20 protein-coding genes, 2 tRNA genes and 1 pseudogene are annotated in these 26,887 nt (G+C 39.0%); 6 read left to right on the forward strand and 17 right to left on the reverse strand.

Going from position 1 to position 26,887, the window contains the following annotated elements:
- Nucleotides 1–11 precede the first annotated feature (11 nt).
- A pseudogene (locus tag PV763_RS09625) lies at nucleotides 12–1,235 on the forward strand (GGDEF domain-containing protein).
- Nucleotides 1,236–1,243: 8 nt separating this feature from the next.
- Here PV763_RS09625 and PV763_RS09630 read toward each other — a convergent pair.
- Nucleotides 1,244–2,176 (reverse strand): restriction endonuclease, encoded by a 933-nt coding sequence (locus tag PV763_RS09630; RefSeq protein WP_004280964.1) that lies wholly within the window; start codon nucleotides 2,174–2,176, stop codon nucleotides 1,244–1,246.
- A gap of 159 nt (nucleotides 2,177–2,335) precedes the next feature.
- On the reverse strand, nucleotides 2,336–3,904 hold the full coding sequence (guaA, locus tag PV763_RS09635; protein ID WP_213686704.1) for a glutamine-hydrolyzing GMP synthase: 1,569 nt from the start codon (nucleotides 3,902–3,904) through the stop codon (nucleotides 2,336–2,338).
- 344 nt (nucleotides 3,905–4,248) lie between these two features.
- Here guaA and PV763_RS09640 point away from each other — a divergent pair, with 344 nt between their 5' ends.
- Nucleotides 4,249–4,887, forward strand: coding sequence for a DedA family protein (locus PV763_RS09640; RefSeq protein ID WP_004644839.1), 639 nt, complete (start codon nucleotides 4,249–4,251; stop codon nucleotides 4,885–4,887).
- 38 nt (nucleotides 4,888–4,925) lie between these two features.
- On the opposite strand, the gene PV763_RS09645 is transcribed toward PV763_RS09640, so the two are convergent.
- The 5 genes from PV763_RS09645 to PV763_RS09665 form a co-directional block, all read right to left on the reverse strand.
- Nucleotides 4,926–5,519, reverse strand: coding sequence for a threonine transporter RhtB (locus PV763_RS09645; RefSeq protein WP_420937767.1), 594 nt, complete (start codon nucleotides 5,517–5,519; stop codon nucleotides 4,926–4,928).
- Nucleotides 5,520–5,717: 198 nt separating this feature from the next.
- The gene (locus PV763_RS09650; RefSeq protein WP_004644837.1) at nucleotides 5,718–6,110 is read right to left on the reverse strand and encodes a hypothetical protein; all 393 of its coding nucleotides are present in this window, start codon (nucleotides 6,108–6,110) and stop codon (nucleotides 5,718–5,720) included.
- A 13-nt stretch (nucleotides 6,111–6,123) separates the two neighbouring features.
- Complete coding sequence (locus PV763_RS09655; protein WP_004280959.1) at nucleotides 6,124–6,960, reverse strand: ParA family protein; 837 nt, start codon at nucleotides 6,958–6,960, stop codon at nucleotides 6,124–6,126.
- A gap of 96 nt (nucleotides 6,961–7,056) precedes the next feature.
- A complete protein-coding gene (locus PV763_RS09660) occupies nucleotides 7,057–7,449 on the reverse strand; it encodes a SirB2 family protein (protein ID WP_420937768.1) in 393 nt (130 codons plus the stop codon).
- A 9-nt stretch (nucleotides 7,450–7,458) separates the two neighbouring features.
- On the reverse strand, nucleotides 7,459–7,767 hold the full coding sequence (locus PV763_RS09665; RefSeq protein ID WP_004280957.1) for a BolA family protein: 309 nt from the start codon (nucleotides 7,765–7,767) through the stop codon (nucleotides 7,459–7,461).
- A gap of 233 nt (nucleotides 7,768–8,000) precedes the next feature.
- Between PV763_RS09665 and PV763_RS09670 the strand changes: the two genes are divergently transcribed.
- Nucleotides 8,001–8,073: transfer RNA gene (locus PV763_RS09670), tRNA-Gly, on the forward strand.
- Nucleotides 8,074–8,121: 48 nt separating this feature from the next.
- Nucleotides 8,122–8,197 (forward strand) — tRNA-Gly (locus PV763_RS09675).
- 171 nt (nucleotides 8,198–8,368) lie between these two features.
- On the opposite strand, the gene PV763_RS09680 is transcribed toward PV763_RS09675, so the two are convergent.
- The 10 genes from PV763_RS09680 to PV763_RS09725 all read right to left on the reverse strand — a co-directional run bounded on the left by PV763_RS09680 (nucleotide 8,369) and on the right by PV763_RS09725 (nucleotide 23,566).
- The gene (locus tag PV763_RS09680; RefSeq protein WP_420937769.1) at nucleotides 8,369–9,628 is read right to left on the reverse strand and encodes a capsule biosynthesis protein; all 1,260 of its coding nucleotides are present in this window, start codon (nucleotides 9,626–9,628) and stop codon (nucleotides 8,369–8,371) included.
- A gap of 12 nt (nucleotides 9,629–9,640) precedes the next feature.
- Nucleotides 9,641–11,632 (reverse strand): capsular polysaccharide biosynthesis protein, encoded by a 1,992-nt coding sequence (locus PV763_RS09685; protein WP_420937770.1) that lies wholly within the window; start codon nucleotides 11,630–11,632, stop codon nucleotides 9,641–9,643.
- Between the two features lie 10 nt (nucleotides 11,633–11,642).
- Nucleotides 11,643–13,706: a CatB-related O-acetyltransferase gene (locus PV763_RS09690; protein WP_420937771.1), complete on the reverse strand. Its 2,064-nt coding sequence runs from the start codon at nucleotides 13,704–13,706 to the stop codon at nucleotides 11,643–11,645.
- A gap of 36 nt (nucleotides 13,707–13,742) precedes the next feature.
- Nucleotides 13,743–15,968 (reverse strand): glycosyltransferase, encoded by a 2,226-nt coding sequence (locus PV763_RS09695; RefSeq protein ID WP_420937772.1) that lies wholly within the window; start codon nucleotides 15,966–15,968, stop codon nucleotides 13,743–13,745.
- A 16-nt stretch (nucleotides 15,969–15,984) separates the two neighbouring features.
- Nucleotides 15,985–17,661, reverse strand: coding sequence for a polysaccharide biosynthesis/export family protein (locus PV763_RS09700; RefSeq protein WP_420937773.1), 1,677 nt, complete (start codon nucleotides 17,659–17,661; stop codon nucleotides 15,985–15,987).
- Nucleotides 17,662–17,664: 3 nt separating this feature from the next.
- Complete coding sequence (locus PV763_RS09705; RefSeq protein ID WP_420937774.1) at nucleotides 17,665–18,762, reverse strand: capsule biosynthesis protein; 1,098 nt, start codon at nucleotides 18,760–18,762, stop codon at nucleotides 17,665–17,667.
- Nucleotides 18,752–19,414, reverse strand: coding sequence for an ABC transporter ATP-binding protein (locus tag PV763_RS09710; protein WP_253113597.1), 663 nt, complete (start codon nucleotides 19,412–19,414; stop codon nucleotides 18,752–18,754). Before PV763_RS09710 ends, PV763_RS09705 begins: the two co-directional genes overlap by 11 nt.
- Nucleotides 19,411–20,238 carry an ABC transporter permease gene (locus tag PV763_RS09715; protein WP_420937775.1) on the reverse strand — a complete coding sequence of 276 codons (828 nt, stop codon included), beginning with the start codon at nucleotides 20,236–20,238 and terminating at the stop codon, nucleotides 19,411–19,413. The genes PV763_RS09710 and PV763_RS09715 overlap by 4 nt, the downstream gene beginning before the upstream one ends.
- A gap of 208 nt (nucleotides 20,239–20,446) precedes the next feature.
- Nucleotides 20,447–21,451 carry a phytanoyl-CoA dioxygenase family protein gene (locus PV763_RS09720; RefSeq protein ID WP_420937776.1) on the reverse strand — a complete coding sequence of 335 codons (1,005 nt, stop codon included), beginning with the start codon at nucleotides 21,449–21,451 and terminating at the stop codon, nucleotides 20,447–20,449.
- A 414-nt stretch (nucleotides 21,452–21,865) separates the two neighbouring features.
- On the reverse strand, nucleotides 21,866–23,566 hold the full coding sequence (locus PV763_RS09725; RefSeq protein ID WP_420937777.1) for an NAD-dependent malic enzyme: 1,701 nt from the start codon (nucleotides 23,564–23,566) through the stop codon (nucleotides 21,866–21,868).
- Between the two features lie 295 nt (nucleotides 23,567–23,861).
- On the opposite strand from PV763_RS09725, the gene PV763_RS09730 reads away from it, so the two are divergent.
- Complete coding sequence (locus PV763_RS09730) at nucleotides 23,862–24,824, forward strand: alpha/beta hydrolase (RefSeq protein WP_420937778.1); 963 nt, start codon at nucleotides 23,862–23,864, stop codon at nucleotides 24,822–24,824.
- Between the two features lie 345 nt (nucleotides 24,825–25,169).
- Nucleotides 25,170–26,681 (forward strand): aldehyde dehydrogenase family protein, encoded by a 1,512-nt coding sequence (locus PV763_RS09735; RefSeq protein WP_348939799.1) that lies wholly within the window; start codon nucleotides 25,170–25,172, stop codon nucleotides 26,679–26,681.
- Nucleotides 26,682–26,887: the final 206 nt, after the last annotated feature.

Genomic DNA, 26,887 nt, shown 5'->3' on the forward strand with positions numbered 1-26,887 from the left:
GGGAAGGCTGCATGCCGCATGATAACGAAAAAAAATCACGTACCCTGATTCAGGAGGCTCTTCAAGATCCGCTGGTTCGTATTCCTGCGCCTTTAAAACCAGCCTACTATGCTCATCAGAAAAAGCTCACTTTAAAATACTTATTACAGGTTAATTTATTCGCACAGCTGGCATATGCCTCTTATACCCTTGCCGATATTCTGGTGCTGAATGATATTCTCAAGTTACTCATTTTGACCAAAATCAGCTATACCATCCTAATCGTACTGATCACGATCTGGATGTATCACTCTTATCGCAATTTACCTGTGTTTGATTTACTCTTGCCTACCTCAATTATTGGCGCAAGTGCCATCTGGTTTTTTAATCTAAACTAGTCTGAAAGTGCTTATACCCTCATTTATCAATATGCCTCCTTGGTCTTTATTGTGTTGGCCAATTTATGTGTGCAGATCCGGTTCTGGCCGTCTTTGATTACTTCGAGTCTGATTACCCTGATAATTTACATCGGCGTATATTTCAATACTCGGTCTGACCTGTACCAGATGTTTTTATTTTCCCTGATTTATCTGCCAGTATTGACCTTCAGTCTATATATTAGCTGGAGCTCGACCTTAAAATCACGCATGGTATTTTTGCAGCATACCCTGAATGAATATAATCGGCAGGCCTTTGAAAATATGGCTCATACCGACTCACTCACTGGCCTGAATAACCGTCGCTGTTTTGAATATCTCGCGCAACAACTGGTACAACAGAATTTTGATCAACCGGTGCCTATCAGTTTACTGGTCTTTGATGTCGATCATTTTAAGCAGATTAATGATCGTTATGGTCATGATATCGGAGATCAGGTCTTACAGACGATTGCTCTAAATACACACAGCGAAATGCGGCAGCATGATATTTTGGCACGCTATGGCGGTGAGGAATTTATTGCATTTTTACCTGAAACCTCTCTGGATGAAGCGCTAGAAGTTGCCGAGCGTTTAAGGCATAAAATTGAAAATATTGTGATCGATCTGGACAGCCAACATCGTTTCAGTTTTAGCATTTCGATTGGTGCTGCCATTCTGGAAAGCTGTGAAACAGATTTAATGACCCTGATTAAACAGGCCGATATTGCCTTATATCAGGCTAAAGCCAATGGACGGAATCGGGTTGAAGCTTATGATCCAGATCTGGAGCAAAGTTTAGCTGGGGAGCTGCAAAACTGGCAGGTTAAACCGGCTTAAATTACCCGTTAAAAATTATCTTCATCAAAACGATCTTGGTCGATTTTATAGATATGAAAACTACGTTCTATTTGTACACCTAAACCAAATTCAATCATTAAAGACGTCAGCTTATCGCCATCAATTAAAACAATACCGGATTTTCTTGCCGACTCAATGGCCTCTTTACTGAAACTTGACGTAGTAATGAATACACCCTTCTTAGCAACTTGATCGGCCAAAGCACCTTTAAACTGTTGAATGTCGGGACGACCAACAGTATCTTTCCAACGTTTCGCTTGGATGTAAATTTTATCTAGCCCTAATCGATCTTCACTAATTACACCATCAATTCCACCATCGTTGGTTTTACCAATCGCTTGAGCTGCATCTTGATGTGAACCGCCGTAGCCCATTGCCACCAGAAGATCGACAACCAGTCTTTCAAAAAATGAAGGAGATTTATCTTTTACCATCTGAAGCAAATCACTTTTCAAATCAGATTTTAATAATTCCGTTGTGTTCTGGATTGTTTCTTCTGGAGTCTGAGTTTCTTGGTAACTATTTAGGCTTTCAATAACTTGTAGATTCCCGATCCCAAACTCATCTTTATTTTTCTTTCCTAATTTAAAATCTGAAAATCCGTTGAACTGTGCTAAATATTCATTTGTTATAGCATCTAAACTTTTTAAATCAACCTGTCTACCCAAGCTACTAATCTCACAATATGCTCTCTTCGGTTGTTGAACTAAGCCCGCCTTAACTAAGTAGGTCTTTGCCCATGCCACTCTATCTTTAAATATATTTTTCCCGCTCGGAAGAATTTTATTTAAATCCTCTTCGTGTAAATTGGAACGTTCAGCTAGGATATTCGCAGCATCCGAAATTTTTATTGGCTCATTTAATTCTGATAATAATTTCATTAAAGGCAGCATTAATTGATCATAAGTAGGTAAAGGCATTTTTTAGCTTTTAAAGGTTTATTTTTATTCAGTATAAATCAAAAAAAGAGCGCCGAAGCGCTCTTTTTTATTAGGTTATATCTGATAAACCAGATACTGCCACGCGCATAGCGCTTGGCGTAATTTAGGCGGACAGCAGTGCTGTCCGAAACCCCTAAATTACTCCCATTCAATCGTTGCAGGTGGCTTAGACGATACGTCATAAGTCACACGAGAAACGTCAGCAATTTCATTCATGATACGCGTAGAGATTTTGTCTACAAGTTCATATGGAAGATGCGCGAAACGAGCTGTCATAAAGTCCACAGTTTCTACTGCGCGCAGTGCAATTACCCATGCATAACGACGGCCATCACCCACAACACCCACAGATTTTACTGGCTGGAATACTGCAAATGCTTGAGCAGTCTTGTCATACCAGCCGCTGTCACGTAGTTCCTGCATGAAGATGTCATCTGCAAGACGTAAAATGTCTGCATATTCTTTTTTCACTTCACCTAAGATACGCACACCTAGACCCGGACCTGGGAATGGATGACGATAGATCATGCTGTGCGGCAAACCTAAAGTCGTACCCAATTTACGTACTTCATCTTTAAATAAGTCACGTAATGGTTCAACCAGTTCAAACGCTAGATCTGCTGGTAAACCACCCACATTATGGTGTGATTTAATCACATGTGCCTTGCCCTGCTTGCTTGCAGCAGATTCAATTACGTCTGGATAAATCGTACCTTGTGCAAGGAATTTTACGCCATCTAATTTACGTGCTTCTTCAGCGAAGACAGCAATAAATTCACGGCCAATAATTTTACGTTTTGCTTCAGGATCAACTTCACCTGCAAGCGCAGTCAAGAAACGCTCTTCAGCAGCAGCACGAATAACACGGATACCCATGTTGTCAGCAAACATTTGCATCACTTGATCGCCTTCGTTCAAACGAAGCAGACCATTGTCTACAAATACACAGGTCAGCTGATCACCGATCGCTTTATGCAACAGCGCTGCCACTACAGATGAATCCACACCACCAGAAAGTCCTAGTAATACTTTTTCATCACCAATCTGTTGGCGAAGCTGTTCTACACGTAGATCAATAATGTGTTCTGGCGTCCACAGACCGCGACAGCCACAAATTTGATGCACGAAGTTCGACAGTAATTCTGCACCTTTAGAAGTATGTGTCACTTCAGGATGGAACTGAATACCATAGAAACGGCGAGTTTCGTCAGAAACCATCGCAATTGGACAGCTAGGCGTTTGTGCAGTGATCTGGAAGCCTTCTGGAATACGGGCAACTTTATCGCCATGGCTCATCCAGACATGCAGCTGGTTTTCACGGTCCTGTAAGTTACCGATCAGCTTGTCACGTACAACAATATCTACTTCTGCATAGCCAAACTCATGTACATGACCTGGCTCAACTTTTCCGCCAAGCTGTTCGCACATGGTTTGCAGACCATAACAAATACCCAATACCGGCACACCCAGCTCGAATACCACTTGTGGCGCACGCGGGCTGCCCTCAAGGTGAACACTCTCAGGTCCACCAGACAAGATGATACCGTTTGGATTAAATGCACGAATGTCTTCTTCAGACATATCATAGGCATACATTTCAGAATATACACCAGCTTCACGGACACGACGTGCGATGAGCTGACTATATTGAGAACCGAAATCCAGAATCAGGATACGATCTTCAGTAATTTGAGTATTGGTAGTCATGACGAACAACTATGAAAGGCAAACGAAAGATAAGCGCCGTATTCTAACATTTTTCAGCGCATTAAGCACACAATTCGCATGAGGTATACATTTAGTTGATTGCATTATATTTCTAGCACAACAAAGCGTCCCTTCGGATGCCTTGTTTGGTCTGTCATTTTTATATTTTTAAGCTCAAGATTTAATCCAACTAAGCATGTTTTTATAAAAATCTGAAGATAATATGTAAGAGAAATTTTTGCTCAATTGAAGATGGATGGAGCGTTAATTATTTTACTTTCTGGTACTGACTTTCATGCCCCGGGCTGTTAGGATTTGACCACACTTTTGCTTGTACTGGGCTCATGGAACTGATTGATTTTATCTTGCATGTTGATGATCACTTGCTTGAATTTATCACCAATTACGGGATCTGGATTTATGCCATTCTTTTCCTGATTATCTTTGTAGAAACAGGTCTGGTGGTGATGCCATTTCTGCCCGGCGACAGCTTGCTATTTGCAGCAGGTGCATTGGCAGCCTCTACTGGTGCGATGGATCCATGGGTGCTGATTCCACTCTTGTTTGTGGCGGCAGTATTGGGCGACACCCTGAATTATCATATTGGGAAATATATTGGTCCTCGGGTTTTCGAGATTGAATCGCGCTTCATCAATAAAAAACACTTATTGGCAACTCAGCAATTCTTTGCCAGACATGGTGGTAAAACCATTATTTTCGCGCGTTTTGTTCCTTTTGCCCGTACCTTTGCACCCTTCGTTGCCGGTGCTGGCAGCATGAATTACAAATATTTCCTGACCTATAATGTGGTGGGTGCATTTGCCTGGATTAGCTCATTTGTCATTTTGGGCTATATGTTTGGCAATATGCCGATCGTTAAAGACAACTTCACCTATCTAATTTTTGGCATCATTATTTTAAGTGTATTGCCAGGTGTGATTGGCTTTATCCAGCAAAAACTTAAAAAAAGTAAAACAGCTTAAGAACTGTTTACATTAAGATTTTTTTACAGCCTGTGCGTTTAATCCCAGAGCTTGATCAGGAGTGGGATCAGACAAAGCAGGACAAATAGAGCCGCGCCTTTATAAATGAGGCCGGCTTTTATTTTTTCAGATGGACTGGTCAAAATGGCCTGACCAAAGACCATCCAGAAAACCCCGACCGGAATGGTACTCAAACTAAAGGCAGCAAAAACCAGAACGAAGTTGGTCGGACTTTGCCAGGTTTCCATCGGTAAAATTCCAGAGGCCAACAAGGCTGCTTTGGGATTTTTTAGGGTAGTTGTAAACATTTGCCAGGGGCGAATCTGCGGATGGGTCTTGCTGTAACGTTCTAACTGCTGAGCCTTATATAAATGTAAGGTCATCCAGCCCACACAGATGGTACTCAGTACATAGACCAAGCCTTTAAAATTTGGCCAGATCGGTGACGCCAGATGAATCAACAAGGCCCAGACATTAATGGCATAAAAATAGCCGAGCAAAATGGCAGGAAGATAGAGACTGGTTTTGGCCTGCCCCTGCTGATGAGCAGAACTAGCCACCAAGGCATTGGCGGGCCCTGGAACCATCATTACAGCAATGAGTCCTAAAACAAATAACCAATTTTCAATCATCGCAATGAACTTTTCCGGGCCAAGGTTGTAGCTTAATCAATATGAGAGTGTGATAACAAGCTTATAAATTTCAGATTTATATACAGTCTGGTCAATTTCCCGTGAGTTTTATCTTAATGTAAACCGCCCTATTCTTGGTGAAAGCAATAAAAAAATGCCGACCCGAAGTCAGCATTCATCCGTTTAATGTTGAATGATTTATTTAGGCGTCGCCTGCCGAACGATGATCGGACAGTTCTTATAACGCGCGGCCTGTACAATCGCTTCCTGCTCGCCTAAAAGCCGTGCCAGTTCGGTTCTTTTGGTATCGGATGATTGTCCCATATTGACTGAAACACTCGGGCCAATACCCCAGCCACCGCGACTACCCCAACCACCGCCAAGACCAACGCCCACACCGACGCCAGTACGTTTCGGTGGTTCAACGCCATTGTCGATATACTGCTGAATACGATTATATTCACCCTGTAATTGCGAACAACCCAAAGTCTGATAGAGGGTGGGCGACACATAAGTCGGTTTTACCGGCGTTGCACAGGCACTCAGTAATGCCAGTGCAGCAATACTCAGGCTTACTTTCACAAGTTTCATAGCTAACTCGATCTTAATTCTGCTCTATCTCATTGAACAACGATTGATAGGCCTGAGTCAATTTATGATCAGTAGCCAAATGAATCAAAGGCTGATTTTTCTGATGAGATTCTTTCATCAAGATCGAGGGTGGCAACATACTGTCGAGGACCGGTAAGCCTTCATCTTTGAGCTGTTGTACCACTTCACGCGGTAATTTGGCCTGTGCCTGAAACTGGTTCACGACAATCCCTTCGATTTCCAGCCCTTCATTATGGTCATCCTGGGTTTCAATCACATTTTCAATCAGGGTCTGTAGGGCACGTTTAGAAAATACATCACAGTCAAATGGAATCAGCACGCGGTTCGCCGCAATGAGAGCAGAGAGGGTAAAGAAATTGAATGCAGGCGGTGTATCAATAAATACCCGGTCATAATGCCCCGACAGTTGTTGCAAGGCATCTCGTAACTTGTAGATCTTGTGCTTGGACTCCAGTGCATGGGCCAATGCACCCAGTGTCGGGCTAGCCGGAATGACATCCAGATGTTTAAAAGAGGATTGATGCACATAGCTTTCCAGGCCTTTGCTACGACTTTTTAAAATTGAGCCAATCGCATTACCAAGCAAGCCCTTGCTTTGCTGATTACCGAGTACATCTTCAAAATAGTTTTCGATATTCGGTTCGAGTGCCGGCTTGTCACTAGAATACGTCGCATCATCACCCAGCACATACTGGCTAGAGTTGGCCTGCGGATCCAGGTCAATCAATAAGGTTTTTAAACCCTGATGTGCACTGATCGCTGCCAGATTGACAGTAATACTCGACTTGCCTACCCCACCCTTTTGATTAAATACCACACGTGTACGCATGTCCCCCTCCTCACATTTTTAATTACTTTTACAACATTTGTATTTTCTAATTATTTGCATGGACTGGCTGTGCTGATCATCACAGCCAGCCTGCTTTTAGCCAAAATTCGGCTTGATCATCACCAAAGCCAGAATAGACACCAATGAAACTACAGCAATAACTAAGCCAGCCCGACGCTGCGACAGCAAGATCGAATCATCTTTTTTATAGGCTTTGCCTAGCGAGGATACCAGCACCAAAAATAAAATGACTTTGGCATAGAACCAAGGCTGTACATCAAAGTCTTTCAGGACGAGCGATACTATACCGGTCAGTGCAATCACCGTGATAGCTAAATGCTGTAAAGCGACTAGCGCTGTACGTGCTACCGGATTAGGCATATTTCCCTGTGTGCCGACAAACAAGGTCAAGGCACGGGCAAGAATGGCGACAATCGCTAGTCCTGCTGCCGACATATGAATAATCTTGACTAAAAGTTGGGTTTCCATCATGTCCTCTTAGTTTTTTGGTGCGTGTGCACAAGCAGGGCTGGTAGTGTCCTGACCTGCCCATTCTTCAGGCAAAAATGCATGAATAGCCAGCGCATGAATCTTGTCTTTCGACAGCAGATCACCCGCAGCAGCATAAACTTTCTGATGACGCTGGACTGGACGTAAACCGGCAAAAGCCTGACTCACAATCACGGTTTTAAAATGCGATTCTTTTCCCGGAAAATAACCGCCATGACCCGAAGATTCATTCACCACTTCCAAATGGGTTGGGGATAATTGCGCCAAACGGTCTTTCAGTTGTTGTTCTAAACTCATGGTCTGACTCCAATCTGCAAAAATATAGTCCCAGTATACCTTGTTCTGCTGAGTATTTCGGTAATCTGTTCAGGCGCAATCCGTTGATTGTGGCGAAATTTCATTGATTTCTATATAAATATTGGTTATTTATTGTCTGGCCTACAGCATTTTGCTTTTATTTTATGCAATTGATGCAAGATTTTTAACAAAGGTGTTGACCACATTTTTGCATGCTGTATTATACACGGCATGCGGGAATAGCTCAGTTGGTAGAGCATAACCTTGCCAAGGTTGGGGTCGGGAGTTCGAGTCTCCTTTCCCGCTCAAAATTTTTTCATTTAGTTTTTTCATTTAAAAAACTTTATAGACTCCGCGGGAATAGCTCAGTTGGTAGAGCATAACCTTGCCAAGGTTGGGGTCGGGAGTTCGAGTCTCCTTTCCCGCTCCAGATTCAAAAAGCCCTCATCGAAAGATGGGGGCTTTTTTATATATGGTTAAATTATTATTTCCATCATTTTCAATAAAAACGGATAAATGCATTCAAGGATCTACCCTAAAACAGATCCCCCAATTTTATAAATGGTTCATTATCTAAACCAGAAAGCGGATCTCATCCCTATTAAATAGAAACAGAATTTTTGGCTTGTGGCATTTCAACCTCTACCTCCATATGCGACATATCATAATCACCCATCCAAGGTGAAGCACCATAAAAAGCCCCATTCAATTGGGAATAATTAATCAGCTCTTCACGGAAATAGTTGAAATACACCTGATCGACCTTGCCTGGATTTCTCCAGAATTTAGCCAATGGACGTTGGTTGGTCAATTTAGGTAAATTATAAAGTGCATACCCTAATACCTTGACAGGAATATGGTGATACAAAGCTTGAATGCCTGTCGTACTGTTTACTGCAACAAAACCCAGACTATTTTTTAATAATGTAGGCAAATGAATATCACAAAAATAGTGAACACGCCCTTCAACATCGTGAGACTTTGCTAGCTTACGAATATAAGAGGCATAATTACGATAGCCACGATCCATCGGATGATGTTTGAGCACCAAATGATGATATGAATCTGCATGTTGTGCAAAATCCTGAATGACCATTTCAATGTACTTTTTCATGCATTTTAAATCAGAATGGGTACGAATCTGAAAGTCATTATGTACTTGTAGTGCAAAAACAAAATAACGTTTTTTAGAGGCCTGTATAAATGCATTAAACCGCTTTTCTTCTATGAAAGAATTTTTAATCCGTCGCACACCCGACCAGACCCAATAATAAATTTCTGACCAGATACTCATCTGCCGATGATGTTTATAATGCGGGTATTTCCAGGAGAAAAGCAGCATAAATACATAATAGACCATGACACTGATCAGCATCGAACGATAACTATTATTGACTTCAGATACTTTTTTCACTTGGGTATTTTTAGTTTTTTTTGTTTTTAATTTTAAATGGGATAAGAAGTTGGAAAAGAAATTCACCCCATCTTGCTCAAACGTAATATAGTTCGGCCGAATATAGCCTTCCTCAAAAGCAAAAAAGTTAATTCGATGCTTTAAGGCAACTTTTTTTGCAGCTTGATGATACTTGCGGCAGTCTCCAAAACAGACCACTGCATCAATCTCTTGAGACAAAAGCAAGTCTTCGATCCAAGTCGAAAAATCGGCATACGTGCCGGTAAAATCAAAGTTGTATTCAAAAGAACGCGAAAAAAATTGATCTCCGCCGTTCAGGTTCACTTTAAAACATTGAATATCATGGTCTTTGAGCCAGGCAGAAAAACGATTAAAAAAGTTTCCCATCGGCCCCTGTAATAACAGAACCCGTTCAGAAAGCAATAAACGATTCACATGAACTGACATAAAGAAACTAACCTATTTTTTTAACTTGTTATATAAATGTAATAATACACGCTTATACCTATGATCATGAGCTACCGGTTGATCTAATTGACTTTTAATATAAGCGATCACATCCTCGGGACGAACCAAGGGAATACCCGATGCTCGAGTATGCGGTAAATTATATGTAGGATATTCTACTAGAGTTACATATAACAAAGTTTCTAAGGTTATATTTTTATTGTTGCGTCTTTGTGATGAAAACAAATCCTGTGTTAATCCCCAACCTGCATAAAATGGTAAACCATAACAATAAACTTTTAAGCCTCGAATCAGGGCCTCAAAGCCACTAAGTGAGGTTATGGTATGTACCTCATCACAAATTTCAAAACATTCTAAAATAGAGGTGTTCAATTCAATTTGGTTAGCATAGGTTAACATGTCTTGGTCGGAAATTTTCCCGACCCGCAAACCCGTTTGTACATCTGGATGGGGTTTATAGATAATATAACTGTCCGGATGATCTTGCCGCACCTTTTTTAGCAAATCCAGATTAGTTTTAATCCCGATTCCACCGAGCTGAATCGACATATCATCTTCAACCTGCCCCACGACCAATAAAACCCGCGAATGCTGAGGACGTTTTAATGGCCTTGAGTCACCGACATTGTATTTTGAAATATTCAGATCGATGAGCTTTTGCTGTAAATCACGTGCTCTTTGAAGCTGCTGTTCGGTAAGATTAACTTGATTGAGAAGATTCTCAATTCCTGATGGTTTTGTCGCGTCATAATAGATACCGACATCATCAAAAACGAGCGAACATGGTCGAATTAAAGTGGCGCCCAATCCAACAGATCGGATAAATCCATCCTCTACAGTAATCACATTTAGATAATTCTGATCTTTCAATCGTTGCGCTTTTTTGCCCCAAGCAAGAGTCGGCTGATTTTTTTTAGGCTTTAGATAGCGTTGAAATTTTAAACTAAGCTTTGGAAAGCTTAAAAAGTCCGCAATAAATTTCTTTTTCCAAGGACTAAAACCATACGCAATATAGGATTGACCTAGATGTTTTTGAAATTCAATATTCGGAATAATCAGATCTATAATATCTTCACATTCACAGCGCTCACCGGTAACTGGATTGACATAGCGTGCATAATGAAAATAAGCAGATGCAAATAAATGGTTGAGGGAACGTTTGACACCACGTCTTCCATTTAAGATTTCCAAAGGTGCATATTGATCATCTGTCAGTCCCCAACCTGCATACCACGGCACGCCGAAACAATGTACTTTTTTTCCGCATAACAGTGCTTCAAAACCAAGCTGAGAACTCACCACATACACTTCGTCCATCTGCTGCAGCAGCTCGACAGGATTATAGTGCTCAGTGAGCAATCGTATATTAGGTTGATTGAAATCCTCTGGCGTAAAATGAGCTTGAGCTTTCCCGGCCAGTACATCAGGATGGGTTTTTACCCATATAATCGCTTCTGGATGATCTAAACAAGCTTGTGCCAGCATAGTTTTAAAGGTTTCTGGCGTGGCCCCTGCATATTTGATCGATTGATCACCAAAGGTTTGATCTATCACTAAGATATGTGTGCTTTTTTGATCAAACTTGCCTAAATCTATTGTTTGAAATTTTTGATTATATTTAGTAATTCCATATTTTAAGATTTGGTCGATGGCATGTTGGGCACGAAGATTATCTTTAAGACTCTCATCTTTTAAAATGAGGTTTTCTAAATCTGAAGGCTGTAGTGCATCGAAATAAATACCGGTTTCATCAACAACAAGCGATAGAGGTGGATAACCATCTTTACCCAAGCCCAGAGAGCGGACAAAACCATCCTCCAGGCAGAGAGCTGTCAGACCTTTTTGTTTGGCTAAGGCTTGGGCTTTAAAGAAACTTTTTTTACGGCCCCAGCCACAACTTACTCGCAGGTTGGTTTGATTATTAAAAATATATTTATAGAGATTAACTATAGATAAGATATTTTTATTAGCATTTAGATACATAAATAATTCATTACAAATACTTATTAAGTAAACTTTTATTACGTTTTAAACTATTAGAATCATCTAAACCCTCTACAAGAATGGGATGATAAAAACGATTCTGATATTCAAAATTAAGAGATTTTGACGTTTTCATTAAAACTTTCTGAGTACTGAAATGGAGTGTCTGTGAACAACACCAACGACTAACATCCTGCAGAGCAGCTATACAATATTGGGTACCATAACTCATATTAATACTAAAATATTCATCATTCATCCATTTATCATTTTCTAAATTATTTTGAATAAAATAGTTATTTAATTCTACACGCTTTTTATATAGAAATTTAGCATAGGAGTTAGTCATCATAGAAATTGAATAAATGCATCCGTAAGGATATCTATTAATAAAATCTATAGTTTTGTATAAATAATTTTTATTACCTCTCTTACCAAATTTTCCTGCGTAAAAATCAATATTATGCATTTCAAATTTTTCTAAAAAATTTAAAAAATCATCTGAATAAATAATAGCTTCATCTTCTACTAACCAAGCTCTCTCCATTTCAGGAAATTCATCAAAAGCAAAATAATAGCAGTAATCTCCTGAACGCCACATTATATCATCTTGATATCTTAGAAATTTATTCTTTATTTTATCTTTATTTATAGATACTTTTGACCACTCACTAGGAATATTAACGATATTTTTTGTTTCATCTACAACAAAAATAACATTTGCACCCTTTTCTTTATAATATAAAGCTAATAGATTATTAACTTCATCCCAACGATAAGTTCTAATCAATATATTTGGTTTATATTTATTTTTTTTAATATTGGAAAAGGCAGTTCTCCCATTTATTATATTTTTTATAAAATTATAGCCCAAGTTAGTTGGATGAACTGTGCCATCATTTTCAATCATATCTTCAAAGTTAAAACTACTATCTAATTGCAGAGTGTTATTAGAATAAAGATTATTTAATTTTTCTAAATTCCATATGGGGTGCTTATAAGACCCATTAACTATATATTTATTATTCTTAATATTCAAATTTTCCCTAGCACCTAGGCACCAAAAAATAAATTTTATTTTATCATTTAATTTTACAAAGTGATCAAGGATTTTAATTGCTTCATTATATAAAATAGTATCATTCTCTAAATTAATTAGATCTTTATCAATAAAAGTAGGATTTAAAGATTTATTTAAAATATAAGAATTACCTATTCTAAAATCAGGTACCATTAAAAAAATTTCTTTCCCAATTTCAGTAAAAAAATCAATCCACCTTATTAAACTTTTATCATAAAGACTTAAGCCAGAAAAACCTATTAAATAAAAATTTGGATAGAAAATATCACCATTATATATTTTATCACGCCATCTCTTTATATGTGAAGGTCCTATTAATACACGATCTAAATTATCTTTAATTACTCTACTATCAAAACTATCAACAAAGAATCGTTGATATTTTTTATTGTCTAAATTTGTATTTAATATCTTTTTTATATTTGAGTAATTAACAGATTCTAATTTAAATATATCTTTATCCCACCATCTATATTTTTGCAATCTCTCAATTATCTCAAATTCAAATCTATAACCAATTACTTGTGCAGGATTTCCAGAACAAATTGAAAATGGAGGTAAATCATCAATTACAAGAGAGTTAGGAAGAACTATAACTCCATCCGATATAGTAACACCCGATTTAATAATACAGTTTTCCTGTATCCATACATCATTACCAATTTTAGTTAATGGAGTTTTATTATAAAAAAATCGGTTTTTCGATATTTTTTCATAATCACTTGAAATTACTTGAGGTATTCCATTAGAGAAATCACTATTTGAAAATATATTTTTTTCACCTAGAAATTTACCTATATTAACGTTCGGATCTATTTTGCTAAATCTTCCAATAATTACATCTCGAATATTAGCATTCTTACTAATATTAGTATAAGCGCCAATAGAAAAAAAACCTCTAATCTTCCAAGAGTTAATTAAGCAAAACTCCTCAACAAACCCATAACCTTCAATTTTATTTTCATTCAATAAGTTATCTAAATAATTTAACATTTCCACATCCAATTAAAAAGGAAATTTATCCTATATTTATATTCTTTTCTTAATAAAATCCACCACAAAAGCTTTTGGATCTCTCTGAAGCTTTTTCACCTTTTTCATAAAAATTGATGTCTGCTCAGCAGTTACATTAATATTTTTTAAGGGCTTTTTCTCATTTTTATCTTTAATAGATGAGTTTTTACGGTTCTCTACTCTTAACATAGCATTTAAATAACTTCTATTATTATAGCTAAAAAGGGGATTTAAACCAGAAAACCATGTTTTTCCTTTAAAGTTAAAAAACTCGACATTAATATAATCGTAGGCATGTGATTTTCTATTATCAAACTCTTTAATAATATCTTTTGCAGTAAACCAACTATATTTTTCTGTAATCAACCAGTTAAACAATCTTATAGTTTTACTTTCATTTAAATCAAATACTTCATTAGTATATAAGTCTTTAATAATAATCTCCAGACTTTCTATCTGCTTAGTCAATGTACCATTAAAACTATAATATGCATTACCAACAGTATAAACAGGTTTATTATGTGCAAGCGCTAACAACCCCACGCCTGAATTATATAAAAGAACAGCATTTACACAATCTATTACAGCATGTATATTCTCATTATTTAAATTGGTTACATTTTCATAATTAAATCTATTAGCTTTTTTATCTAATGGGTGTGGCTTAATGACAAATTGGATATTTTTATTTTTAATTATAGTATTTTCTAATTCATCTAAAAACTCGTCATATTTTAAATAACCTTCATTAAAAAATGTAACAGCCATATCATCATTAAGTTGAAGAGGAATAAAAATAGATTGTTTAAATTTGAGTATTTCTATGCTTGGTTTAGAAATCGTTTCATCATAAGTCTCCATTGACTCTAAAGTATGAGACCCTGTTACTAAACTATTTATATAGTTTTTTGTTAAAAAAATATCTTCTTCACTTAGTTCTTTATCTAATATTTTTGTATTTTTAAAGTCATTATCATCATAACTAACTTGGTTAGCATAATAGATAGAATTTGGCAGACCTCCTCGCTCTACAACTGAAACCTCTACACCATTTTTCTTTGCAAAATCAAATAAATCCTTATATTTCTTATGACTTTTCATATATGGATTAAACATACATAAAAAATCAACTTTGCCTTCAGAAATAAGCTTATAACCTTCGACAATTTCTTCCAAATTATTCCTTGATAAAACTTTTAAATTATAACCAAGATATTTTAATGGTAAAAAATATCTCCAGTTTTTATAGTCATTCATTAAGCAAAGACAGTTTTTATCTTTAATTAAATAATCAGCTTCTAATACCTTTTCCTCTTTTTCAATATAAGCTGAAATCACTTCATTAAATTTCTCTCTCTTCCAGTCATTGTTATTAGTCCAATAACCATTATTTTTTGGTTTTGGATGCCATAAATGGTAAGCTTTATATCCTAGACTTTCATTAGAAAACATCACAGCTTCAATATATCTTCTGAAACCTGAATAATTTTTATCTCCCCAAAAAGAATCTTTTAATGGACCATAAAAGTCTTTATTTAATTGTTCTGGCTTAGGGATATCTGAGCAGATCAACCCAATTCTTAACATTAAATCAAAATCTTCTGAACCATGCCCTCTAAATTTGTCACAGTATCCTCCTATTAAATTAAATAGTTCCTTAGTCATGAAAAATACATTACTATAGCTTGTATAGAATTCTATATCTTTTCCATATTCAGCTTTAGAAACAAAATAATCTAACTCTTTGATAAAACTTACTTTATCTTCACTATTCCAAAATTTATTTGTTTCATTTTCCTCTAAATGACATATTGACATTGTTAAAAATCTTTTTGGATAAATATGCATTTTTAATTGTTCTGCATCTTTCGCTAAATTAGCAAAAATATTTTTATCAAATACAAAATCTATATCAGATAAAAGAAAATATTTAGTTTTTACATTATTAACAGCAATATTACGTGCTTTAGCTAGTGAAAATTCCTCTCTATCATTCTCAAAAATATAATTTGCTCCATATTTTTCACAAATATTTTTAATCTCTGTAGCAAAAAAATCCTCAGAGCCAAAATCTACAACATTAATTTCCGGCTGTGGACTATAATAACTTAAGCAAAACTCTAATCTTTCTAAAATCCAAGGGGTAATATCACTTACTCTTATACATAAACAATAGGTAATATCTTTAGGTGTTACAGATATATTTTCTTTTACGAAAAAACTTTCTAATTGTGTTATCACTTAAACTTCCTCATTCTTATAAATCTAAAGCAACTTTCGCCGCTACTGCAATTTGATACAACACTTGAGTAATACCACGCGTTAACTCAATACCCTTAGTCTGCGCTTTAGGCAAGACTAAAATCTCATCACCTTGCTTAATTTTTTCGCCTTTACGCACCAGTTCAGCCTTACCATTTTGTCGAATCACAATCACTTTGGATTTATTCGATTTTTGGCTAAAACCACCGACCTGCTCAATATAGTTTTTGGCACTTAAACCATTTCTATATTCAATACCATTTGGGAAAGCAACTTCACCATGCACCATGACCACAGAGGTTTTTTCAGGAATATATAAAATATCTCCCTGTTCCAAAATTACATTTTGGAAAGTGTCTGGATTCAGCACCACCTGTCCCTTAGGTTCAACTTGACGTGCTTTAGCAATGAATTGTTTTACCAGTTCAGCATCACGCAAACGTAAAGCTGCTTCTTCCTGTGTGCTTGAACGGGCATTAAATGTTGTTTCTTCCAACTTATCCAAAGCAACATTTAACATCTCTTTTTGACGCTTGGCCACAGAAGGACGGAATAATTGCAAAGATTCCACTTCCGCTAAAGCATTCGGTTGTAGCTGCGTTAATACATCACTCAGTTTGGCGCCATAAGGCAGTACAATAGCGTGGGCACCATTATGTGCACCATCAACACGCACTTGAATGGTACCTGCATAGCGGTCAGCTGTAACGGTGACAAGATCTCCATCTTCCACCATCACATTATGCGCTTGGTTCAGTGAGTAATATTCACTTCTATACTCTGCACCTTGCCGACGCTGAATACTGACATTAGTTGCCCCTGGCTTAAGCTTGGCAAATGCCAATGCTTGTGCCAGCGTGACTGCGGGCGAGTTAGACTCGAAATCATTCTGGTTATAGACTTCACCAGAGACATTAAAGGTATGGGTACGTTGCCCGACCACAATCACATCCCCATCACGGAAGGAAAAAGGACGAATCTGGCCTTGCAGTAAAAAGTCATATAAATCGACCTGCTGCACTGTTTGTCCATTGCGCATGACTTTAATATCAATATAACTGCCACGCTCCGGATCCACCCCACCCGCGCGGTCCAGGTACGCAATCACACTATCATTCGCCACCCCCCCATAATTACCGGGCTGATTGACAAAACCAGTGACCATCACCTTCACGGGTTGGGCTTGCTCAAGGGCCGCATAGACGCCAACATTAGAGACATAAATACGGCGAACCTGTGCTTCAATCACAGATTGCAGATTGCCATTACGCACCCCTGCCACTTTGACCGGTCCGACATTGGGAATAAAAATATTGCCTTGTGGATCGACGGTTTGGGTACCGTTAAATTGATAAGCACCCCAAAGGCGTAAATTAATATTATCGCCCGGGTTAATCTGATAACTACTATTGAAGGTCGACCCTGCAGTAGAAGCAAAAGCACCTTTAAACAGCTGTGAACCAAACATTTTATTTTGAGCTTGGTATTTCATTGAACTACTTGGAGAAAGCTCAACCACAGATTGAGTGGAAAGAGGTGTAATATTCGGTGTCTGTCCAAAATTAGCCCCCATAGCATTTGACACTTCTGCGGGCAATAAAGCTTGATCCAATGCATGACTTGCCGTCGCACAGGCCAATGATAAAACTGATAACAACGCAATTTTTTTCATAATTTATTCTTTGTGCTCACGGATAATAGAATGGATGAGTAATCCAATTCCAAAAATAATATTCAATAAAATAAATGAAGTCAGACTGATATACACTTTCCGCGGATATAAAGCATCCTGAGCTAAACGCGGTGTCGCAATCACCACCAATTTCTTGAGCTTACGTGAAGCTTCTAAACGCGCTTTTTCCAAAGATACCAAAGAGATTTTATAAAGATCAGCGGCAAATTCAACCTGCGCTTTCAGTGCTTCAAAGTCAGCTACATTCTTATTCAGTTTTAAGTTATTCGGTGAAGTCAATTTTGAACTTTCAGTATTAATTTGCTGTTGCAAGGCTGCGATCTGACTCCGTAACGCCACCACTTGAGGTGCTTCAGGCGTCAAATAACTAAGTAAAGTGCGCTCTTCAGTTTTCAATTGTGCCAAACTGGTCTGTAAACCTGCAATCAGTGTAGCCACCGCTTTGGCTTGTAATTCGGGATCAAAAATTTCATTTTCATTTTGGTACTGGAGTACAGCCTGACGAGCCTCATCTAACTGCGCTGTTGCTTCTGTATATTGTTTCTCCGCAAATACTTGTTGCTCTTGCGCAATGGTCTGGGAAATTTCATTGATAAACTCATCACTTTGCTTTAATACTTCTTGATTGAGTTTCAGTGAGAACTCTGGCGAAAATCCCTGAGCATGCACATGTAGCATCATGGTTTGCTCATCAAGTTCGACTTTAATCATTTTATTAAAATATTCGACCAAGTCTTCGATTGAGGCATCTTGAGGCAGAGCAAAGATTGGATCACTAACTGATGAAAATTCTTTACGCAGATTCAGCGTTTGATCCAGCCTCTCGATCATATCGCGAGAACCAATATATTCTTTCAGAATTTGCGAGTCTTCACGACTGGTATTTGGCACGCCCAACAAAGCGCCTATTCCTGCAGTATCAGCCACTGGCGTATCTGCCACCTGCTTCACCAACAGTATCGAAGAAGACTGAAAACGGTCTTTCGCAAAGGCAAAAAGATAAAATACAATAATCAATACCGGAATAAGAACACAGCAGGTATAGGCAATCCAAAGCCGCTTATTTATTTTAGCTTGCATACGCTTTATATACCCCTACTGCATCTTGCACATTATCAAAATATTCTGCTTTACCATCCCGCACCAAGAAAGCGACATCACAATTGCGGGTCAAGTCTTTTAAGTCATGAGAAACCATAATAATATTTGAATTTTCTTTAAGTTCGTCAAGTAAAGCCTGACTCTTTTTTCGAAAAGAAGCATCCCCTACCGCACCGGCTTCATCGAGCAAATAATAATCAAAATTAAAGGCCATACTCAATCCGAACCCGATCCGGCTACGCATACCACTCGAGTAACTTTTCATTGGCATATCAAAGTATTTACCAATTTCAGCAAACTCTTCAACAAAATTTACCACATGTTCAACTTCATCATGACTATTTACATAAAGTCTGGCGACAAAACGAACATTCTGTCTGGCTGTTAGGCTGCCTTGAAAGCCACCTGACAACGCGACTGGCCAGGAAATGGTTTTATTAGTAACTACCCTTCCAGAATCAGCATAGTCAATTCCTCCAATAACCCGGAGCAAGGTACTCTTGCCGGCACCATTTTTTCCTAAAAGGGCCACACTTTTGTTTTCAGGTAAAATCGCATTTAAATCTTTAAATACATAATGCCGACCTTTAGGCGTTGCGTATGATTTGGTTAAATTTTTGAGTTCAATCATTTCGATTTCACCATACGGCGTTCAAAGCGCTTATACAGAAGTAAACCTATAAATAAAGAAATAATCATCCATATCATGAAGTAACTTAAACTAATTCCTGGCACTAAACTATAAGTAGGCGCAACCGCATGGCGCATTAACTCAAAGATATGAATCAAGGGGTTGAATAATAAATATTCGCGATATTCCACTGGAATAATATGAATGGAATATAAAATACCCGATAAAAAATAAAGAATTAAAAAGAATACTGAAAGAAATTTCCCTATTTCTTTTGAAAAATCGCCAATCACAATAAAAATAAGACTACACGCCAGCATAAATATAAATAAGAGCGCCCAATAGCCTAGAAGTTGTGGAATTTGTTCAAAACTGATGCTATAGCCAAACCATAAAAATGCTGCAGTGAAAGCAATATAGGCGGTAAATTTAAGCAGAAACTCAAGAATATTTCGTGCCAGTAAAGCATCGATCGGTTTGACTGGACGATAGCTAAACAAGCCCCGGTTGGATTCAGTGGCACTGATCCCCAAAGTCACTCCCGTTCTAAACATAAAGAAAGGAATAATGCCATTAATTAAAAAAACAGCATAATCCATCCCCGGTAGTGTTCTTTGCATGACGGTCCCAAAAAGTACCACCATGATCCCAATAGTCAATAAAGGCTCTAAAAAAACCCATAAATAGCCTAGACGGTATTGACCAAAGCGGGTTTGTAATTCCCGAAGCAATAATGCACGTATCGATGCATACATCACCTGTAAACCACCACGTGCTTTCAGGCGTGGGAGTTTTCTTAATGGCATCTGATGTTGTGGTTCCATTGCGATGACTTATAAATTTATTATGTAAAACTTTCACTATCATACAGCGATCAATAAAGAGAAGAAAGTTAAACCTCCAGTAAATAAACCTGCATATACTTAAGTGGTAGACAGCAGAATGAGAAAAGATCCAATCTATGCTTTATTTAATACGAGCTTTTTTGTCCATATTCAAGGCCGATCCAGTATTCTAAGTTCAAAACGTTTCTTATTTACTGGTCAGAACAGCAGGATCTGCTGCACACTTTTTACCTACTTTTTTCCAAGGATTATTTCGCTGATACCGCTTTTCCAAGAAATCCAGACTGGCCCAATACCATGGCACTAAATTTGATTTCAATACAGGAAAAGAAAGCGGATCATAACCTAACCAAGGCACAAATGGATTTCGACGTGCATAAGTCCATAGTTCAATCCTCACCGAAGGTTTGAGACTTTTTGCTCTAGCATGAAAACCATAGGTATCTGCAATCACCAATGTATTGGCCTTCACCGCAAAAGCTTGCGGTTTGGCATAGCCTAATTCAAGCACTTCTTTTTCAGAGACTCGAAAAGAGCCTCGGCGGGTCATGGCATCCGTTTTTACTGTGATTGACTCAGATTTCTGCTGTTCCCAATTCAAGCGTTCAGGATTTAACTGATGCGAGCCGGGTACATAGACAAAAGGGCCTTCATCTTCAGCAACATCTTCTAAAAATAGCCAGGCTTTTGCACTGGAGTGAAAAGTATCACTATGTAAATTAGTTTGAGGATCTGCTTTGGCCTTTCTGACATGCGAAAAGATAACTTGCAGATAAGAGATGGGCTGAACATTAAAACTGGCAACATAATTCAGCAGGTTTCTCCATTCATCTGAATATAGGAAGTGTTGGGTGACAGGCATGTGCTTCAAGGTTTTGCCATCTAATGCCATACGGCGAGTCACCGTATCCCCTTGTAGGGTTTCCCGTGTTTCTAGCGGAGTCATCAGTAATTCTTGTTTTAATTGTGCAAACTCATCTGTAGCTAAAAAATTTTCTTTAAATATAAACCCATTTTTTTGAAAACTTTCGACATCTGCCGGATGAATGAACTTTGATAACTTCAATCTACGTTGTGCTGCCATTTTTGCGGCAAACTGAACCCGAAAACGGTGTAAACCGAGTTGATTTAATTTGGAATTCCCTAATATAGAATTAGATTCGAAGGATTTGGACTGTGTGATCAAAGCCATACTGTCCCATATAAATTTTCCTGGAGATTGAACCAATATCTTGCCCAACTCCTTAGCCACAGCTATTTTTTTTTGTTTTTGCTGATCCAGTTTTTTAATATTTTCAAAGACATTTTTTTTAAAGAAGTTCAATTGAAGTAACCCTGTTCTGTATTGGATCAATATTTGAAAAAATTATAACTAAAAACAAACTAGCCCGGTAATACTTCTGTTCAATCATTTTCCACCTTAGTCAGTAATCATAAAAAATAGTATTTTTAAGTTCAAAGTCTGAGGTTCGAATCTCCTTTCTCACCTCTAGATGTAAAAAAAGCCCTCATCAAAAGATCAGGGCTTTTTATATTTCACCAACGCATCAGATGAACTCAAGCTAGCAAACCACTAGCCATAATACAGAGTCCATCTTGAATATAATTAAAAGGTAATTCGCTGATAGTCACGGTATTGCGGTGTCCAGAAATTATGCTCTATTGCTAGCTGTAATTCTTCTACACTGATTTTCGGTGCTACCCCATCTTCAATCGCAGCAAGCGCCACTTTTAATGCAATCTGCTTCGAAATTGACTGTAAACAATCCAGATTCGGCAATAAATCTGCCTGAGGATCTTTCAGTTTCGGAGAACAGTCCGCCAAGGCATTACTCGAGGCCATCAGCATATTATCCGTGACACGTTTTGCACCTGAAGCAACTACACCCAAACCGATACCCGGGAAAATATAAGAGTTATTGCATTGGGAAATATGATGAATCTGCCCCTGATAATTCACTGGTGCAAATGGGCTACCCGTCGCAATCAATGCTCTGCCATTGGTCCATTGCAAGATATCTGCCGGAACAGCTTCTACGCGGGAAGTCGGGTTAGATAAAGGGAAAATAATCGGTTGCACACTGTTTTCAGCCATCGCTTCAATCACTTCCTGAGTGAATAAACCTGGCTGTCCAGATACGCCTATCAGTACCGTCGGTTTGGCACGTTTGACCACATCTAGCAGAGAAATCATGCTCTCTGCATCTGCCCAGCTTTCTACATTTTCAAGAGATTGTGCCAGTTTGCGCTGGAAATCTAATAAATTCGGCTGATTCTCAGTGATCAGACCAAAGCGGTCAACCATAAATACACGTGCGCGTGCTTCGGCATCACTTAAGCCCTCAGCAACCATTTGCTTAATGATCTGTTCTGCAATCCCGCAACCGGCTGAACCTGCGCCCAGGAAAGTAACCACCTGATCTTTGAGCTGTTTGCCTGCTGCGCGCGAAGCAGCAATCAGGCTGCCCACAGACACTGCTGCGGTGCCCTGAATATCATCATTGAAACAGCAGATTCGATCACGATACTTTTCCAGCAAAGGCATGGCATTTCTCTGTGCAAAGTCTTCAAACTGAATTAAGGCATCTGGCCAACGTTGTTGAATCGCCTGAATCACCGTCTCAATAAAAGCATAGTATTCATCGCCGCTGATTCGCGGTTCACGCCAGCCCATATAGATCGGGTCATTCAACAATTGCTGATTATTGGTACCGACATCAAGAGTAATCGGTAAGGTATAGGCCGGACTGATCCCGCCACATGCGGTGTAGAGTGCCAGTTTTCCAATGGGAATCCCCATACCACCAATGCCCTGATCTCCAAGACCCAAAATGCGCTCACCATCTGTGATTACAATCACTTTCACGTTCTTTTTGTTGATATTGTGAATAATCTGGTCGATCTGATCACGGTCAGGATAGGAAATAAAGATCCCACGATGACGGCGATAGATATCAGAAAAGCGCTGACATGCCTCACCCACAGTCGGCGTATAAATAATCGGCATCATCTCACTGAGGTGATTTTCAATCAGATGATAAAACAGGGTCTCATTGGTATCCTGAATATTTCGCAGATAAATATGCTTGTTAATATCACTGCTAAAAGCACAATACTGCTGATAAGAACGCTGACTTTGTTCCTCAATGGTCTCGGTGACATGAGGAATCAAGCCATGTAAATTAAAGCTTCTACGCTCTTCTTCAGAAAATGCAGAGCCTTTATTGAGTAGTGGGAGTTCTAACAGAGTATTTCCAGCATAAGGAATATATAAAAGGCGTTTACTATTTAAATTTTCTCTGGGCATTCTTTAACTCATCTAATCAATTTTCGGCAATTTTGCCAAAATCATCACATTACTTTCATTATTTTATCTAGCTTAGCCTGATTTCAGCCTGTTGGGTCATTTAGTAAATTGATAATACTTTGAGCAGGATTTTATAATCTGATAACGCTATTTTTTCTGTATAGATTTTGGGTTACTTTTAAAATGAACTGGTTTTGGTTTTACTAATCCAAATGAGCAGTTAAATTCTGTTTGACAAAAAACCTCAGTTCATCAAGGATAAAACATAAATTTAATAAGACCAACGAGTATAAAAATGAGTAAACTGCAACCGCTTTATCAGCCCGATATTCTGGGGACAGGCTATGAGCAAGCGACCTTAAACTTTCCCGATGATTATGAGGGCAAAGTCGTAGCAACCCTGATCCGTAAAAAAGCAGCCCAACCTACAAAAAAAGCAGTTCTATATATTCACGGCTTTATCGATTATTTTTTTCAGACCGAAATGGCAGAGCGCTTTAATCAGCATGGTTTTGATTTTTATGCGCTGGATTTGAGAAAATACGGCCGTTCGATTCTGCCGCATCAAAAATATTATAACGTGTATGACCTTGCTGAATATGATGCAGAAATTACCCAGGCACTCGACATTATAGCAGCCGAGGGTCACGATGCTGCCCTGCTCTGTGGTCATTCTACCGGCGGCCTGACCACGACCTTGTATGCGGCACATCATCCGCAGCATTCTTTAATTAAAGCACTTTGGGTCAATAGTCCATTTTATGACTTCAACATGAATCCGATCAAACGCGCGCTCGGCATCCCGCAATTGAGCAGACTGGCCAAAATTTTTCCCAACCTTAAATTCCCAAGCGAGCTGAATAAGTGGTATGCCACCAGCCTGCATAAGGATTTAAAAGGCGAATGGGACTTCAGTCTGGACTGGAAAAAGACCCGCTACCCGATGGTTCGGATCAGTTTTATTCGTGCCATTCATGAGGCACAAAAAGAAATTCATCGCGGTGTTCAGCTCGATGTTCCGGTACTGATCATGCATTCGCATCAGACTTTATATCCTAAAAAATGGGGCAAAGCCGCACAGAGCAGTGATGTAATTCTAGGCATTAAAGACATTCAAAAATATGCTAAAAAAATCAAAGGCGATGTCACGGTTCAAAGTATCCAGAACGGTTTACATGATCTGGTGCTTTCAGAGCAATCTGTGCGTGAGCAGGTTTATCAGCAACTGTTTCAATGGCTGCATGACAAAGGGATTTAGATAAACGCGGAAGGAGAAATGAAACTTACCCTCATTTCTCCTGCTTGGCTTCTTTTGAATCCTGACTAGGTCGAAATGTAATCAAGTGCATTGAAAATATGCCAATCTTTCGATGGTGTATAAATGTTATAAACTCTTGTTTTTAAAATTAAGGCTTTAGAATTTATAACTTTTATTCTTCTACTGCTTGTCTCCAAATATTGTCTTTTGTAGCAAGCCTGTAAACAAACAACCGTCCGTCTTTTTCCCTCTTTATAGTAGAGCTGAATGCAGAAGCGCCTATATTTTTTGATCGGCAACATGCGCTCGACCTGCACCACTAACAATCATATAAAGGAATAGATTATGCGTTATGCAGACCCCAATACTGACGGTTCAAAAATTCAATTTAAAGCACAATACAATAATTTCATTGGCGGCGAATGGGTCGCTCCGGTCAAAGGTGAATACTTTGACAATATCTCTCCGGTAGATGGCAAAGTCTTTACCAAAGTGCCGCGTTCTTCTGTAGAAGACATTGAGTTGGCGCTTGATGCAGCGCACAAAGCCAAAGAACAATGGAACCGGTCATCGCCGACCACCCGCTCCAATATCCTGTTGAAAATTGCAGATCGTCTGGAACAAAATCTGGAAATGCTGGCCGTGGCAGAAACTTGGGACAATGGTAAGCCCATTCGTGAAACGCTGGCTGCCGATATTCCGCTGGCCATTGACCATTTCCGTTATTTTGCCGGCTGTATCCGTGCCCAGGAAGGCGGCATTTCCGAAATCGACGAAGATACCATTGCTTATCATTTCCATGAACCGTTGGGCGTCGTGGGTCAGATTATCCCGTGGAACTTCCCGATTCTGATGGCCGCCTGGAAACTGGCACCGGCCCTAGCTGCGGGTAACTGTATTGTGCTGAAACCTGCGGAACAGACCCCGGTCAGTATTCTGGTGCTGGCTGAACTGATTCAGGACATTTTGCCGCCGGGCGTATTAAATATCGTCAATGGCTATGGGGTCGAAGTCGGCCGTCCACTGGCGACCAATCCACGTATTGCCAAGATTGCCTTTACCGGTTCAACTGCAGTAGGTCAGCTGATCATGCAATATGCCACGGAAAATATTATTCCAGTGACTCTGGAACTTGGCGGCAAATCACCAAACTTGTTCTTTGCTGACATTATGGATCAGGAAGACGATTATCTGGACAAGGCACTGGAAGGCTTTGCCATGTTTGCCCTGAACCAGGGTGAAATCTGTACCTGTCCTTCCCGTGCCTTGGTACAGGAAAGTATTGCCGATGAGTTTTTGGCGCGTGCGGTAGAACGCGTACAACGCATTAAAACCGGGCATCCCCTAGATACCGACACCATGATTGGCGCGCAAGCCTCACAGGAACAGCAAGACAAGATTCTGGGTTGTATTGCCACTGGCCGTGAAGAGGGCGCACAGATTCTCACCGGTGGTGAAGCACGTCAGGAAGTGGGTCAAGGTTTCTATATTGAACCGACCATCTTTAAAGGTACCAATGACATGAAGACCTTCCAGGAAGAAATCTTCGGGCCTGTACTGGCTGTGACCACCTTTAAAGACTTCGATGATGCGATCAAGATTGCCAATGATACGATTTACGGACTCGGCGCCGGGGTCTGGTCGCGTTCCGCACATACCTCTTATCGAGCTGGCCGTGCCATTCAGGCTGGTCGGGTCTGGACCAACTGTTATCACATCTACCCTGCGCATGCAGCTTTCGGCGGTTATAAAAAATCAGGCATTGGACGTGAGAATCACAGAATGATGCTGGATCATTATCAACAAACCAAAAATCTGTTGGTGAGCTATTCAACCAAACCGGCAGGTTTTTTCTAATCAATCTGATGATTAAAAGCGGGCTTCGGTCCGCTTTTAATCCACTATTTTTAAAAATTTTAATACTAGGTAAAATTTTCCAGCATTGTTCGTCTAGAATTCCCTTGAATGACTGACAATAAATTAAAAGGTGGTGTATCAAAAAGTATGCTAAAAAAAAGCAGGTTGAATTTTGATAAAATAGAGAAATGCAAATAACTCTAGAA

Source organism: Acinetobacter sp. AS5 (assembly GCF_048957595.1).
In the GTDB taxonomy this organism is placed as follows: Bacteria; Pseudomonadota; Gammaproteobacteria; order Pseudomonadales; family Moraxellaceae; genus Acinetobacter.